Raw genomic sequence first — 14854 nt, 5'->3', positions numbered from 1 at the left:
CCTCAGAGATCGAGTACGAGCCGGCCACCGTCGGCGCGGGAGACGCAGACGAGCATCTGCTCGCGACGTTCCTCGGGGGTGAGCCGGTTCTCGCGGTGGTCGGGGGTGCCGGACAGGACTCGCACCCGGCAGGTTCCGCAGAAACCCTGGCGGCACGAGTAGCCGATGCCGGGCAGGCGCCGGCGGATGATCTCGAGCGCCGACTCGTAGGCCGGGACGGCGAGCACCTCCCCGGTGCTTGCCAGTTGGACCTCGAACGCCCGGCCGGCGACGACGGGCGGGGCACCGAACCGTTCGAAGTGCAGGGCCGACGCCGGTGTGGCGTCGATGCCGGCCCGCACGGCGTCCAGCATCGGGGTGGGCCCGCAACAGTAGACGGCTCCGCCGGCGAGCAGATCGGACCCCGTCGGCGTACCGAACTCGTCGTCCGGTCGCACGAAAACTCTTGACGAATCCCATGTTCCGATCTCGTCGAGGAACGGCATCGCGGACCGGGTACGGCCGGTGTAGACGAGTCGCCAGTCCATCCCGGCTCGGTGTGCGGCACGGGTCATCGCCAGGACGGGGGTGATGCCGATCCCGCCGGCGACGAACAGGGCCGCCCCCTCGGCGACGAAGGGGAACCCGTTGCGCGGACCGCGCACGGCCACGAGGTCACCCGGTTCGAGAGCATGCATCTCGAGCGACCCTCCCCCACCGCCGGGGATCCGGCGCACCGCGACGGTGTAACGGCCGCGGTCCTCGTGATCCCCGCACAGCGAGTACTGTCGCCGCCGCCCGGACGGCAGATGGAAGTCGAGATGGGCGCCCGGGTGCCACGCCGGCAACTCGGCACCGTCCGGGGCGCGCAGCGTCAACCTCACCACATCGCCGTCGGCCGTGACGGGAATCTTCTGCGCCACAAGCAGATCCACCTGCCGATCGATGTCGGCGGCACCGGCGGCACCGGCGTAGTCGAGCGTGGTGACGAGGCTCAGATATCTGTCCACGACGGATCCGAGCACGCCCATCGCCCGGTCGGGGCGGTTCCGGCCCCGCAGGTCCGACGGGCGACCGTGCCGCGGCAGCAGGCCGGTCATCGGCCTGCCGCCCGGGCCGCGGGCGAGGACGCCAGGTAGCGGACCGCCTGGGCGGTCGAACCCTCCTGGCTGGGATGGTACGAGCGGCGGAAGTATCGCGACATGCGTCGGCCGAGGTCCACGGGCCCCGGCATCGTACCGCGTCGACTGGCCGCCGACCAGTCCGAAAGATGAGGTGCGCGAGCATGTCCGGGCGCAGCCGCCAGCACAGGGTCGTGAGCCATCAGGAAGCGGGCACCGCGGATCCACAGCCACAACAGGACCGGGGCGACGATGAGCTGCGTGCGGATCCGGCGCGCCTCCCCGGGGTCGAAGTAGCGCATCACGTCGTAGGCGACGTTGCGATGCTCGACCTCCTCGGCACCGTGCCAGCGCAGCAGGTCGAGCATGGTCGGATCGGTGCCCGCCGCGTCGAGACCCTTCGCGTTGAGAACCCAGTCCCCCAGGAATGCGGTGACATGCTCGACGGCGGCAATGATGGCGAGCCGTTCGACGAGGTAGTTCTCCGCCCGCAGTCCCGTGAGCGGTCGTCGGCCGAGCAGCCGGCCGAACAGCCACCGCATCTGGTCCGTGAAGGGCGTGGGATCGAGACCCTTCGCCTCGAGTTGCTCGAGTACCCTCCGGTGCGCGTCGGCGTGCACCGATTCCTGACCGATGAATCCCACGACGTCCTCGCGCAGTTGTTCGTCGCGGATGAGAGGCAGCGCCTCCTTGAACGTCTCGACGAACCACTCCTCCCCCGCCGGCAGCAACAGATGCAGGACGTTGAGCACGTGGGTGCTGAACGGATCACCGGGCACCCAGTGCAGGGGCAGGGCGCTCCAGTCGAACTCGACGTCGCGGGCCTGGAGCAGCACCCGGTCCGGTTCGGTGAGCGATGTGGACATGGACGAACCTCCCGATGCGGAGTGTGGAACAGCACACAATCGACGCGTTTGAACGTAACATCGGGTTACAGATAAATCCAGGGTGGGTTCAGCCGTATGTGTCCCGCGGGCCGCGGCCGCGGACGTGCCGCTCCCCCTTACGCCAGCTCGGCGCCGTCGGCCCCGTGATCCGCAGTTCCTCGACCACCCCGTGCCCGACCGCGGCGGCGATCTTCGTGAGGATCTGCGCCTGCATCATGCGCAGCTGGGTCGCCCACGCGGTCGACTCGGCCGAGACGTGCAGCACCTTGTCGCGCAGCGTCGTCGGCGTCGCGTGCGAGGCGATGTCGTCGCCGACCACGCGTGCCCAACTCCCGAGCACGGTGCCCTCCGACACGCGGCCTGCCCATCCCCGCTGCTTGGCTATCGCGTTCGTCAATGCGCCGAGCGGCTGCGGATCCCGATCGTCGGGGCCCGGACCGGACCATCCGCGGCGGCGACGCCGTGGTCGCAGCGCCCCGCGCGAGGCGCGTCCCTGCCCCACCGACTTGCCGCTCGCCTGCGCTGCCGCCCGGGCCTCCTCCAGTGCGCGACGAGCCAGGTCGATCCCGCGCAACGGCGGCTGAGACGGCTGTTCGTCCGGGTTCTCGATGCTCATCGCAGTGCTCCGTCCACGGTTCCGTCCAGATCCGGCTGTGTGGGATCGTCGCCGTCGAGCGCGGTCAGCGCCGAGAGCCGTCCCCGGTCGGTGTCCTCGGCCCGCACCCCGAACCGGACCGCGGCCAGTTCGGCCGGCACGTCCTCCGGGACCGCGGCGGTGATGAGGACCTGCTCGGCCGAGGCCGCGACGGCGGCGAGCGCCGTGCGGCGCCGGCGATCCAGCTCGGCGAACACGTCGTCGAGCATGAGGACCGGGTCGGTGCCGTCCGCCCGCAGGAGCGAGAACGCGCCCAGGCGCAGCGCCAGCGCGAACGACCAGGACTCCCCATGGCTGGCGAAACCCTTGGCCGGCTGGTCCCCCAGAATCAGGTCGAGCTCGTCGCGATGGGGACCCACCAGGCACACGCCCCGCTCGATCTCCTTCGTCCGCGCCTGCGCCAGCCGGGTCAGGAACGCGGCCTCGATCACCTCCCGGTCGTCGGACAGCGGCGCGCGGTCCGGGTCGGCGAACTCCGGCGGCAACGCCTCGCCCACCGTGCTGCGGTAACGCAGCAGCGCCGGCCGCGACTCGGGGGCGATCGACCGGTATGCCTCGGCAACATGGGGGGCGAGTTCGTGCAGCAGGGCGACGCGTGCGGCGAGCAGCTCGGAACCGTGCGCCGCGAGATGACCGTCCCACACGTCGAGCGTCGCGAGTGCGTTCGCTCCGTCGCCGGACCGGCTGCCGCGGCGCAACGCACCTCCGGCCGTCTTGAGCAGCGCGGAACGCTGGCGCAACACCTTGTCGTAGTCGGCACGCACGCCGCTCATCCGGGGGATGCGGGTGGCGAGCAGTTCGTCGAGGAACCGGCGCCGGTCCCCCGGATCACCACGCACCAGGGACAGGTCCTCCGGCGCGAACAACACGGTCCGCAGAATGCCGAGAATCTCCCGTGGGCGCCGGGTCGGTGACTGGTTGATCCGGCCGCGGTTGGGCCGGCCCTCGTTGATCTCGACGTCGATGCCCAGTTCCCGGCCACCGTTGACGACGACGGCGCCCACCAGGGCGCGCGACGTCCCGGTCCGCAGCAGCGGCGCATCACCGGAGACCCGGTGCGAGGTCAGGGTCGACAGATAACCCAGCGCCTCGAGCAGGTTGGTCTTGCCGTGTCCGTTGCGGCCGAGGAACACCGTCGGTCCGGGTGCGAGATTCAGCGAAACGGCTTCCCAGGAACGGAAATCGCGTAGCGAGAAGGTGCGAACGTACACGGGCCCACCGTTTCCTCCCCCGGGTCAGCCCGGCAGGCGCACCGGCATCAGCAGGTAGGTGTAGTCGCTGTCCGGGGCGGCGAACGTGCCGGAGGCGTCGGGCTCGGGCGCCTCCTCGAGCGCCGGTCGCAGTACGGCGGGACGGCTCGGCGTGGTGAAGCCGAACGACACCTTCTCGCTGTGCAGCGAACCGAGGCCGTCGAGCAGGTACCCGGGGTTGAACGCGATGATCAGCGGCTCGCCCTGGAACTCCGCCGCGAGCGACTCCTCCGCCCGGCCGGCGTCGTCACCCCCGGCCGACAACAGCAGGCCGCCCTCGGTGAACTCGAGACGCACCTGCGCCCCGCGCTCGGCGACGAGCGCGACGCGCTTGATCGCGTCCACGAGCGGCGCGATCTCGACGGTCGCCATCGCGGTGTGCTCGGTGGGCAGCAACTGACGGAACTTGGGGAACTCGGCGTCGAGGAGACGGGTGGTGGTACGACGGCCGTCCGCGACGATACCGAGCAGGCCCTCCGCGCCGACCGACGAGCCGGCGCCCAGTGCGAGCTGGACAGGCGAATTGGAGGATCCGCCAACGGTTTTCGCAGACTCGGAGAGCGTCTTGGCCGGCACGAGCACCGCGGCGCTCGCCGACTCGACGGTGGGCATCCACTCGATCTTGCGGACCGCGAGACGGAACCGGTCGGTGGCCGCGAGGACCATGTGGGTGCCGTCGATCTCGACCCGGATGCCGGTCAGCATCGGCAGGGTGTCGTCCTTGCCCGCCGCGACGGCGACCTGGCTGATCGCCTCGGCGAACATCTCGACGGGCAGCGAACCGGTCTGCTGCGGCAACTCGGGCAGCTGCGGGTAGTCCTCGACCGGCATCGTCGGCAGGGAGAACTTCGCGCTGCCGCAGTTGATGAGCACTCGCGTTCCGTCGAGCACCACGTCGACGGGCTTGTTGGGCAACGCGCGGGTGATGTCGGCGAGCAGGCGGCCCGAGACGAGCACCTGCCCGGACGTGATGACCTCGGCGGAGACGTGGACCTGTGCGGAGACCTCGTAGTCGAATCCGGAGACGGTCAGTCCCTGGTCATCCGCGCCGAGGAGGACGCCACCGAGCACCGGCACCGGCGGTCGCGACGGAAGACTGCGCGCAACCCACGCGACGGAGTCGGCGAAGTCCTCGCGAGCGACACGAAACTTCATGCTTCCAAGCTCCATCGCCCCGCGGATCCTTTCGCTGTTCCTGGCTGTCGATCGATTCAACGAAGTCTGGCACAAGGCCCCGACACCGACGTCGGCAGCGGGGACGTCGCTCCACGGTATGCGCTCGCCGATCAGTTGGAAAGCCGGAGCCTCGAGGGGGACATGGCTCTCGAGACCCTGTGCACTCGAGTCCTCCACAACCCTGTTTTGAAAGAGAAGTCTCAGAGAGAAAACACAGAAGTAGTAATAGGGGTTGTGGAATCTGTGGACGGACGACCGTCTACGCTGGTGGGGCGGGCTTCTCGAGACCCGGACTCTCGAGGATGAACTCGAGGAATTCTCGAGGACGGATGTGGACAGCTCGAGAGTGTTCAACATCGGTACACCGTCCGTCCACAAAGATCCCACGTTGTACACACCGTTGTCCACAGGTGTGAGTCACCGTCGATTCGTCTCGAGAATCACGCCCGCCGCCGGCCGCCGGCCGGGTTCCGGACACGAAGAAGGGCCCGGACACGATCGTCCGGGCCCTGTGCACCAGTTCGGCGGGGCTCAGCGCTTGGAGCGTTGCTTGATGCGCGCGGTCAGCTCCTGGACCTGGTCGTAGACCTTTCGCCGCTCGGTCATCTCCTTGCGAATCTTCTTGTCCGCGTACATGACCGTCGTGTGGTCCCGGCCGAAGGTCTGCCCGATCTTGGGCAGGGACAGGTCGGTGAGCTCCCGGCACAGATACATCGCGATCTGCCGGGCCTGGGCCAGCGGTCGCGCTTTGCCGGGCCCGCACAGGTCGTCGATCGAGGTACCGAAGTACTCGGCTGTCACCGCCATGATGGTGGCGGAGTTGATCTCGAGAGCCGTCGAGTCCGGGATGAGGTCCCGGAGCACCACCTCGGCCAGCGTCAGGTCCAGCGGCTGCCGGTTGAGCGACGCGAAGGCCGTCACCCGGATCAACGCCCCCTCGAGTTCCCGGATGTTGCGTTCGATCCTGCTGGCGATCAACTCGAGGACGTCGTGGGGTACGTCCAGCCGGTCCATGCGGGCCTTCTTGCTGAGGATCGCGATGCGGGTCTCGAGTTCGGGCGGCTGGACGTCGGTGATCAGGCCCCACTCGAACCGGGTCCGCAGGCGCTCCTCGAGCGTCGCGAGCTGCTTCGGGGGACGATCGGACGACACCACGATCTGCTTGTTCGCGTTGTGCAGGGTGTTGAAGGTGTGGAAGAACTCCTCCTGGATACCTTCCTTGCCCTCGATGAACTGGATGTCGTCGACGAGGAGGATGTCCGTCTCGCGGTACCTGCGCTTGAACGCCACCTTGCGGTCGTCGCGCAGGCTGTTGATGAAGTCGTTCGTGAACTCCTCGGTGGAGACGTACTTGACCCGCATCCCCGGGAACAGTCGTTGTGCATAGTGCCCGGCAGCGTGCAGCAGGTGCGTCTTGCCCAATCCGGAGGCGCCCCAGATGAACAGCGGGTTGTATGCGCGGGCGGGGGCCTCGGCGATCGCCACCGCGGCCGCATGGGCGAACCGGTTGGACGCTCCGATCACGAACGTGTCGAACGTGTACTTCGCGTTGAGGCTGCTGCTGCCGGTCGGGGACGCGGTGGCCGGGGGCGGCGGCTGCGTGAAGTAGGACGGCCACGACTCGCGGACCGCGGTCATCGCCTCCCGGTCGTCGTCGACCTCCTCGAGTTCCCCCGTGTCGACCTCGAGCATGCCGTGGTCGAGGGAGGACGGGCGGCGGCGCCGGAACGGGTGCGCCATGTCGTGGCGCTCGGACTCGCGCGGGCGGGACTCGGGCGGGCCGGCGACGATGGGCCGCGTGTCGAACGAGTGCGGCTCGGGCGAACGGGGGTCCGGCGGCAGACCCTCGAGAGGCAGCATGTCCCGTGGCACGGCGTACGGGTCCTCGGCGGGATCGTCGACGGTCGCGGACGGCTCGATACGGACGCCTAGTCCTTCCACACGATGTCCGAGGGTGCGGTGGAGTGCACGAAGGATCGGCTCGCGCAGATCCCGCTCGATGGCTTCCTGCGCAAACGAGGACGGAACCGACAACAGTGCGAATCCCTGTGCCAGTGTGATCGGCTTGACCAGGGCGAGCCACGCCTTCTGGCCCTTGCTGAGGCCCTCGCCGTCGGCGGTCAGCTCCGCGACGACGTCCGGCCACACGTCGGCCAGCGCGTTCGGCTCGTCGGTCACGTCGCGTCCTCCCCAGTTCTCTCGATCCGAATTCCACACGATTATCCACAGATGTGGACAACCACAGGGTGGCGCCCTGTGGATGAGGCTGGGGAGTTGTAGAGGTCGAGGCGGACGGATGAGCAGCCGCGACGACCGGCTCGGATCCGAAGTGTCCAGTGTGACATGTCTCGAGACGCCCGGCGCGCGTGGCCCCGGGCTAGCGACTGCGGATTCCGGTTCCCGCCCGGCTCGGCGGCCGGGCACAACGCCGGTGCCCGCGGGGCAGGGGTGATCGGCCCTGCTCACCGAGGTGGTGGGCGACGAGGAACTGCCCCGGCGAAACCATGAACGGGAGCGTACCGGAGCATGAACGGGGTCACGCGACTTCGTGTTGCGAACGTGACGAGGGGGGAAATGGCATGCGGCGTGTCGTCTTGCGTGTGCCGCGTCGTCGCGGTTTGATTTCGTGCTTGCCGCCGAGTAGCCTCGAACAGTCACTCATACAGCAGTGACGGATCCGTGCTGCCACGCAGTGTTCTCTTTTCGCGTACGGCACGTGTTCATGCGATTTTCGTACACGTTGGACCGAGGACGCCGACCGGCGTCACAGAACTTCGAGGAGTGTTGACCGTGGCCAAGGGCAAGCGGACGTTCCAGCCGAACAACCGACGCCGCGCGCGCGTTCACGGCTTCCGTCTCCGGATGCGGACCCGTGCGGGCCGCGCGATCGTGTCGGCGCGCCGCCGCAAGGGCCGCTCTTCGCTCACCGCCTGATCCCGATTCCGGGAGCTCGGGGTGCTACCTGAGCCGTATCGCCTGCGGCGCCGCGCGAACTTCTCCGAGACAGTTCGTCGCGGCCGCCGACAGGGACGGCGAGACCTGGTCGTGCACGCGATCGAGCGGGAGCAGGCCGAGCTGGTGGTGAGTTTCGGCGGTCCACGATTCGGATTCGTCGTGAGCAAGGCTGTCGGGCCGGCGGTGATTCGACATCGAGTCGCACGCCGGCTTCGTCATATCTGTGCGACGCTCGTCGACGAGGTTCCCGCCGGCGCTGACGTCGTCGTCCGGGCTCTGCCCGGTGCCGCCTCGGCGTCCTCACACGAACTCGACCGGCAGGTTCGCTCCGGCCTCGCCCGCCTGGGCCTGGTCGCGACGACGCGGCGGCCGGGATGAACGCGGGCGAGGTACTGCGGTCGGTGCGCTCCGCACCGGCGCGGATGTTGATCTTCTGCATCGAGCTCTATCGCACGTACGTGTCCCCGACGCGCATGCCGACCTGCCGTTTCACCCCCACCTGCAGCGAGTATGCCGTCGAGGCGTTGCGTACCCGCGGGTTCGTGGTGGGCGCCGTATTGACGGTCGTCCGGCTGCTCAAGTGCGCGCCCTGGCACCCTGGAGGCTGGGATCCGGTGCCCGAGCGGCGGCATCGATCGGTCGACCGGGATCCCTGACCGGCACTGAAGACTTCGGACCGACGCCGCTGGTTGGCGACCTTGGACGACCTGAGGAGTACATAGAGCCGTGCTCGACTTCATCTACTATCCCGTGTCCTGGATCCTCTGGGTCTGGCACAACGCTTTCACGGCACTGCCCGGACTGGAGCCCGACGACGGTGCGACGTGGGCGCTGTCCGTGGTCTTCCTCGTCTTCACGCTGCGTGCGATCCTGTACAAGCCGTTCGTCAAGCAAGTCCGGACGACGCGGCAGATGCAGGAACTGCAACCGCAGATCAAGGCGCTGCAGAAGAAGTACTCCAACGACCGGCAGCGACAGGCCGTCGAGCTCCAGAAACTGCAGAAGGAGCACGGCTTCAACCCGCTGATGGGTTGCCTCCCGGTGTTGCTGCAGGCGCCGGTGTTCATCGGTCTGTTCCACGTGCTGCGCTCGTTCAACCGCACCGGTGAAGGCTTCGGTCAGCTCGGCCTGTCGCCGGAGGAGAACGCGCAGCTCGGCAACTATGCGTTCAGCGCGGAGGACGTGCAGTCGTTCCTCAGTGCGCGCCTGTTCGGTGCGCCGATCTCGGCATGGATCACCCAGCCCGAGGCATCGCTGGTGGCGTTCGAGCCGTTCGGCGGGATTCCGTCCCGGCTCGACATCGCGCTCGTAGCCATTCCGCTCATGATCGTGGCGGGCATTGCCACCCACTTCAACTCCCGTGCCTCCGTCGCCCGGCAGAGCGCGCAGGCCGCGGCCAATCCTCAGGCCGCGATCATGAACAAGCTGGCGCTGTACGTGTTCCCGCTCGGCGTCATCGTCGGCGGTCCATTCCTGCCGATCGCCATCCTGCTGTACTGGGTGAGCAACAACATCTGGACCTACGCGCAGCAGCACATCGTCTTCCGCAAGATCGACCAGGAAGAAGAGGCCAAGAAGCAGGCCGCGATCGCACGCCGCAGCGACAACGCTCCCAAGCCCGGCGCCCGTCCCGATCGGACGACGAAGAAGAAGACTGCGTCCACCGGTACGGAGGGCACCGCTGGTACGTCGGAGGTCTCCCTGGAGAAGACGGGCGCGGACGACGCGTCCGGCGGTGCCGAGCCGTCCGCGCCGCCGTCCGGATCCCCCAAGAATGCGGCCGGATCGAAACGCCCCGGCGGCTCGAAGAACTCCAAGCGCAAGCGGCGCTGACCGAAGAAGAGAGAGCGAATCATGGCCAGTGACCTGGACAAGGCACAGGAGGATGCCGACGTGACCACCGAGACGCCGGATCTCGATGCGGATTCCGACTCCGAGGACGATCTGCTGGTCGAGGAGGGCGAGATCGCCGGTGACTACCTCGAGCAACTACTCGACGTGCTGGACTTCGACGGCGACATCGACCTCGACGTGGAGGGCGATCGCGCGGTCGTGAGCATCGACGGCGGCAAGGATTTGTCCAAGCTCGTCGGTCGCGACGGTGAGGTCCTCGACGCCCTGCAGGAGCTCACCCGTCTCGCCGTGCAGCAGGTCACCGGCGAACGCAGCAAGCTGATGCTCGACATCGCCGGCTGGCGAGCCGGCAAGCGGGCCGAGCTCAGCGCGCTGGGCACCGCTGCCGCGAAGCGTGTCCTGGAGACCGGAGAGCGTGAGGAGCTGACTCCGATGACGCCCTTCGAGCGCAAGATCGTTCACGACGCGGTGGCCAGGATCGACGGTGTCTCCAGCGAGAGCGAGGGCGCCGAGCCGCAGCGCCGGGTCGTCGTCGTCAAGGACTGACCGACAGCAGTTCGACCGGACAGCAGGAGGGAGGGATCTCGGCGCGCGACGCCGGGATCCCTCCCTTGTCTCGAGGCGAGGTGGTCGCCGGGAGAGGATGTTTCACGTGGAACAGGACGAGGGACGCATTCACGAGGTCGCCGTTCGCGTCTTCGGTGAGCGACTCGGTCTCGCGGAGCAGTACCGGGATTCGCTCGCGACCGACGGTGTGGAGCGTGGACTCATCGGACCGCGCGAGGTCCCCCGACTGTGGGACCGTCACCTGCTCAACTGCGCCGTGCTCGGTGAGCTGATCGACGAGGGTGAACGTGTCGTCGACGTGGGCAGCGGTGCCGGTCTGCCGGGTATCCCCCTGGCCATCGCCCGTCCCGATCTGCACGTGATCCTCGTCGAGCCGTTGCTGCGTCGGTCGGTGTATCTCGCCGAGTTCGTCGAAGCGCACGGCCTGACCAATGTGCTCGTCATTCGCGGGCGTGCGGAGCAGCCCGGCGTCGTGAAGGAGGCCGGCGGGTCGGATGTCGTCACCTCCCGTGCCGTGGCCCCCCTGGCGAAACTCGCCAAATGGTCGCTGCCGCTCGTGCACGAGGGCGGGCGGATGCTGGCACTCAAGGGTTCCAGCGCGGCGGAGGAGATCGAGCGTGACCGTGACGAGCTGGCCCGTCTTGGTGCCGGCAACCTCGAGGTCCTCGAGTGTGGTGTGGGTCTGCTCGAGACACCCACCCTCGTGGTGAAGGCCGAGCGGATGCCGCGGCCGATTCGGCGGCGCAAGAAGCATTGATCCGGTTTCACGTGAAACCGCTCCGCGCTCTCGAGTGAAAGACTCTCTCGAGCATCGCACTCGAGAGGATGCGTGCCTCGAGGGACTCGAGGCGAGAAGAGTGCCTGTCGGCGTGGATTGTTCATCACCCGTCGGGCCCCCCATTCGAAGGCTGGACCGCGCGCCGCTCGTGACCCCCGCCTCGAGATTCAGTCTCGAGACCCCGGGCTCGAGGACCCGCGGTGGGTCTCCCCGTCGCGTCACGGTTCCGGCCCCCGATCCTGGCCGAAATTCGCTCCGGTATGGCCGATCCTGTTCACATCTACCGCCTGTCGACCTCTTCGGCGGGAAGAGTCACCGAAGTTGTTGGCGGCCTTGACTGTTGGAGCCAGTGGTCAGGTGAGCCCGGAAGGGCGGATCTGTTGCGGCACGCGCCCTTCCCTCTACCCTCGTTCAAATCGTCACTGTGACAGTAGCCCTATCCTTCGCGCCGGATCTGGCGCCGAGGGCGGAGCGTTGTTTCACGTGAAACCCGCTCTTTTCGGTTTCACGTGAAACAGCGGGTTTCACGTGAAACGAGATTCGTCGGCGACGTCGTCGCACCCCCGCGGAAGGCGGATGGGATACTGAGTCGAAACGAGGAAAGGGAGTGAGCCGGCAACGGTCGCCAACCCTCGCCGGCGCGCTCCCCTTTCCGAGTTCGGGCATCAGTCACTGCGCCTCGGCTCACTCCACCCCCCGTGGGACCGAAACGGTGACCGGCCGCGGCGATCGAGCGCGGATCACCGGCGTGGTGTCGCGAGGGGGATGTACCGTGCGGGTGTCGACAACAAAGGAGCGGTCAATGTCGGGTGGATCTGAATCCGCTGTTTCACGTGAAACCGAGACGCAGAGGACGATGGCAGCCGCGTCCGAGTCCGCCGAGGACGAGTTCTCTCCGATTCCGTACGAGGGACTCTCCCCGCTGGATACCCCGATCGGAGCCGCTGCGCACCGGGCCAGTCAGGTGCTGCACCCGAGTTCTGTGAACGCTCTCCCCAAACCGGCCCACCGTCGAGTGATCACGATCGCGAACCAGAAGGGTGGGGTCGGCAAGACCACGTCCACCGTAAACCTCGCCTCCGCCCTCGCCGTCCAGGGGTTGACCGTCCTCGTCGTCGATCTCGACCCTCAGGGCAACGCCAGCACCGCTCTCGGAGTGCCGCACCACTCCGGCATCCCGTCGAGCTACGAGGTGCTTCTCGGTGAGGTCAAGGCGGCCGAAGCCGTCCAACAGAGCCCGCACAGCGAGCGCCTGTTCTGCATCCCGGCCACGATCGATCTCGCCGGCGCCGAGATCGAACTCGTCTCGATGGTGGCGCGCGAGAACCGTCTGAAGAACGCCCTCTCCGCGGCTGCGCTGGGCGACCAGGACTTCGACTACGTGATCATCGACTGTCCCCCGTCACTGGGTCTCCTCACCGTCAATGCGCTCGTCGCGGCGAAAGAGGTGCTCATTCCTATCCAGTGCGAGTACTACGCGCTCGAGGGCGTCGGTCAGTTGCTGCGCAACATCGAGCTGGTCCAGTCGCACCTCAATCCCGAGCTGCACGTCTCCACCGTGCTGCTCACGATGTACGACGGCCGCACGAAGCTCGCCGATCAGGTGGCGGAGGAGGTGCGTGCCCACTTTGGCAGCGCGGTGCTTCGCTCTGTCATCCCCCGCAGCGTGCGGGTCTCGGAAGCTCCCGGGTACGGGATGACCGTCCTCGACTACGATCCAGGTTCGCGCGGTGCGATGAGCTACCTCGACGCGGGACGCGAACTGGCCGCACGTGGGTACCGGAACGAGAAGCAGGGGAACGAATGAGCGCGACACGCAAGGGCGGGTTGGGTCGGGGTCTGGCGTCGCTGATTCCGACCGGCCCGGCGGCCGCCCCCGGTCTCGGCAACGCTGCGGCGGACGTGATCATCGGCGACAACCGCAAGACCGCGTCGAAGAAGGTTGCTGCCACCGCACCGGCGAAGACCGGGAGCACCAGGACCGAGGACACGAAAACCGGGGGCATGACAACCGAGGGCGACGGCGGTCCCGCGCCCACGCCGGCACCACTCCCCTCCCCCGCCGGCGCGGTCTACCTCGAGATCGACGCGGACAAGATCGAACCGAACCCGCGACAGCCGCGGCAGGTCTTCGACGAGGAGGCGCTCGCCGAGCTGGTCCACTCCATCCGCGAGTTCGGGCTCATGCAGCCGATCGTCGTGCGCAGGATCGACGGCGAGCGGTACCAGCTCGTCATGGGTGAGCGCCGGTGGCGTGCCGGCCAGGAGGCCGGGCTCGCCACCATTCCGGCGATCGTCCGTGAGACCGACGATCAGTCCCTCCTGCGCGACGCGCTGCTCGAGAACATCCACCGCGTCCAGCTCAATCCGCTGGAGGAAGCCGCGGCCTATCAGCAGTTGCTCGAAGAGTTCGGGGTCACCCACGAGGAACTCGCGGCCCGCATCGGACGGTCCCGTCCCGTGGTGACCAACATGATCCGCTTGCTCAAGCTGCCGATCCCCGTCCAGCGGCGGGTCGCGGCGGGGGTGCTGTCCGCGGGGCATGCCCGCGCCCTGCTGTCCCTCGAGGCCGGACCCGACGCGCAGGAGGTTCTCGCGGCCCGTATCGTCGCCGAAGGACTCTCCGTCCGGGCCACCGAGGAAGCGGTCATGCTGGCGAATCGCGGCGACGGGAAGGACACCGCGCCTCAGCAGCGCCGCAAGCCCATCCAGATGCCCGGCCTGCAGGACGTCGCGGAGCGCCTGTCCAATTCCTTCGACACCCGGGTCACGGTCAGCCTGGGCAAGCGCAAGGGCAAGATCGTCGTGGAGTTCGGTTCGGTCGACGACCTGGAGCGGATCGTGGCGATGATGGAAACTCAGGCCGACCCCTCTTGACGCCTCGGCACGTCAGGACGACAGTCGAGGATACGGACATGGAGGCTGAGTAACCCAGTGTCGACTCGAGTCACAACTCTCACCCTGGGCGGAATGGACCAGCTGTCGGCACACGCCCGACGCTGTGTGTTCTGGGAGATGGATCCCGCGGCGGTACGCGACGCGGGCGGGTTCTACGATCCGGAGTTCGAGAAGGAGGCGTGGCTGTCGATGGTCATGCTCCAGTGGGGTTCCTGCGCCCAGGTCGCCACGCTCGACGACAAGCCCGCCGGCAGCGCGTTCTACGCCCCGCCGAACATGGTGCCGCGTGCCCACCTGTTCCCGACCTCCCCGGTGAGCGCGGATGCCGTTCTGCTGACCACCATGCGGATCGAACCGCTCGCGGAGGACAGCGACCTCGGCACGGGACTGATCCGCGCGGTGATCTCCGATCTGATCCGCCGCAACGTACGCGCGATCGAGGCCTTCGGGTACCGGTCCGACGGAGAGACGGAGAGCGATGTCCCCGGCGCAACGGCGGCCCGGGACTGCTCCCCCGCCGAGTGCATGATCGAGGCTGGATTCCTCGAGGACATGGGCTTCGAGGTCGTCGCCCCCCACCACCGCTACCCCAGGTTGCGACTCGAACTCGATCGCGATCACGAATGGAAGATGGGCGTGGAAGCGGCCCTGGACCGTCTGCTCGAGGAGGCCGCACTCACCGTCGCGGGCATCTCGGACCGCACGCCCGTGGGGGCGGCCCGCTGAGCGAACCG

General features: G+C 68.0%; 15 protein-coding genes. 9 read left to right on the top strand and 6 right to left on the bottom strand.

Features of this window, described 5'->3' with window-relative positions; translation table 11 throughout:
* Positions 1–2: 2 nt before the first annotated feature.
* The 6 genes from QYS60_RS23700 to dnaA all read right to left on the bottom strand — a co-directional run bounded on the left by QYS60_RS23700 (position 3) and on the right by dnaA (position 7246).
* The gene (locus QYS60_RS23700) at positions 3–1079 is read right to left on the bottom strand and encodes a 2Fe-2S iron-sulfur cluster-binding protein (RefSeq protein ID WP_371384433.1); all 1077 of its coding nucleotides are present in this window, start codon (positions 1077–1079) and stop codon (positions 3–5) included.
* Entirely contained in the window at positions 1076–1966 is an 891-nt protein-coding gene (locus QYS60_RS23695) for a metal-dependent hydrolase (RefSeq protein ID WP_371384432.1), read from the bottom strand. The genes QYS60_RS23700 and QYS60_RS23695 overlap by 4 nt, the downstream gene beginning before the upstream one ends.
* Positions 1967–2054: 88 nt before the next feature.
* A complete protein-coding gene (locus QYS60_RS23690) occupies positions 2055–2603 on the bottom strand; it encodes a DUF721 family protein (protein ID WP_371384431.1) in 549 nt (182 codons plus the stop codon).
* Entirely contained in the window at positions 2600–3853 is a 1254-nt protein-coding gene (recF, locus tag QYS60_RS23685; RefSeq protein WP_371384430.1) for a DNA replication/repair protein RecF, read from the bottom strand. Before recF ends, QYS60_RS23690 begins: the two co-directional genes overlap by 4 nt.
* Positions 3854–3877: 24 nt before the next feature.
* Complete coding sequence (dnaN, locus tag QYS60_RS23680; RefSeq protein WP_003936645.1) at positions 3878–5062, bottom strand: DNA polymerase III subunit beta; 1185 nt, start codon at positions 5060–5062, stop codon at positions 3878–3880.
* A gap of 537 nt (positions 5063–5599) precedes the next feature.
* Positions 5600–7246, bottom strand: a complete 1647-nt coding sequence (dnaA, locus tag QYS60_RS23675; protein ID WP_371384429.1) for a chromosomal replication initiator protein DnaA — start codon at positions 7244–7246, stop codon at positions 5600–5602.
* Between the two features lie 612 nt (positions 7247–7858).
* Here dnaA and rpmH point away from each other — a divergent pair.
* From rpmH to QYS60_RS23630, 9 genes are all read left to right on the top strand, one after another.
* Positions 7859–8002, top strand: a complete 144-nt coding sequence (gene rpmH / locus QYS60_RS23670; protein ID WP_003936647.1) for a 50S ribosomal protein L34 — start codon at positions 7859–7861, stop codon at positions 8000–8002.
* Positions 8003–8023: 21 nt separating this feature from the next.
* Positions 8024–8401 (top strand): ribonuclease P protein component, encoded by a 378-nt coding sequence (gene rnpA / locus QYS60_RS23665; RefSeq protein ID WP_371384428.1) that lies wholly within the window; start codon positions 8024–8026, stop codon positions 8399–8401.
* Positions 8398–8679 (top strand): membrane protein insertion efficiency factor YidD, encoded by a 282-nt coding sequence (gene yidD, locus QYS60_RS23660; protein ID WP_010595438.1) that lies wholly within the window; start codon positions 8398–8400, stop codon positions 8677–8679. The genes rnpA and yidD overlap by 4 nt, the downstream gene beginning before the upstream one ends.
* A 70-nt stretch (positions 8680–8749) precedes the next feature.
* Entirely contained in the window at positions 8750–9856 is a 1107-nt protein-coding gene (gene yidC, locus QYS60_RS23655) for a membrane protein insertase YidC (RefSeq protein ID WP_371384427.1), read from the top strand.
* Positions 9857–9877: 21 nt separating this feature from the next.
* The gene (locus QYS60_RS23650; protein ID WP_003936652.1) at positions 9878–10423 is read left to right on the top strand and encodes a R3H domain-containing nucleic acid-binding protein; all 546 of its coding nucleotides are present in this window, start codon (positions 9878–9880) and stop codon (positions 10421–10423) included.
* A 97-nt stretch (positions 10424–10520) separates the two neighbouring features.
* Positions 10521–11201, top strand: a complete 681-nt coding sequence (gene rsmG, locus QYS60_RS23645) for a 16S rRNA (guanine(527)-N(7))-methyltransferase RsmG (RefSeq protein WP_040782341.1) — start codon at positions 10521–10523, stop codon at positions 11199–11201.
* An 823-nt stretch (positions 11202–12024) separates the two neighbouring features.
* Positions 12025–13029, top strand: coding sequence for a ParA family protein (locus QYS60_RS23640; protein WP_040782345.1), 1005 nt, complete (start codon positions 12025–12027; stop codon positions 13027–13029).
* Entirely contained in the window at positions 13026–14099 is a 1074-nt protein-coding gene (locus tag QYS60_RS23635; RefSeq protein WP_371384426.1) for a ParB/RepB/Spo0J family partition protein, read from the top strand. The genes QYS60_RS23640 and QYS60_RS23635 overlap by 4 nt, the downstream gene beginning before the upstream one ends.
* 57 nt (positions 14100–14156) lie before the next feature.
* The gene (locus tag QYS60_RS23630; RefSeq protein WP_289381728.1) at positions 14157–14846 is read left to right on the top strand and encodes a GNAT family N-acetyltransferase; all 690 of its coding nucleotides are present in this window, start codon (positions 14157–14159) and stop codon (positions 14844–14846) included.
* The last annotated feature ends 8 nt before the right edge of the window (positions 14847–14854 follow it).

Source organism: Rhodococcus sp. GXMU-t2271 (genome assembly GCF_041414735.1).
Taxonomy (GTDB): Bacteria; Actinomycetota; Actinomycetes; order Mycobacteriales; family Mycobacteriaceae; genus Rhodococcus; species Rhodococcus indonesiensis.
This window is presented reverse-complemented; position numbering and strand designations above follow the sequence as displayed.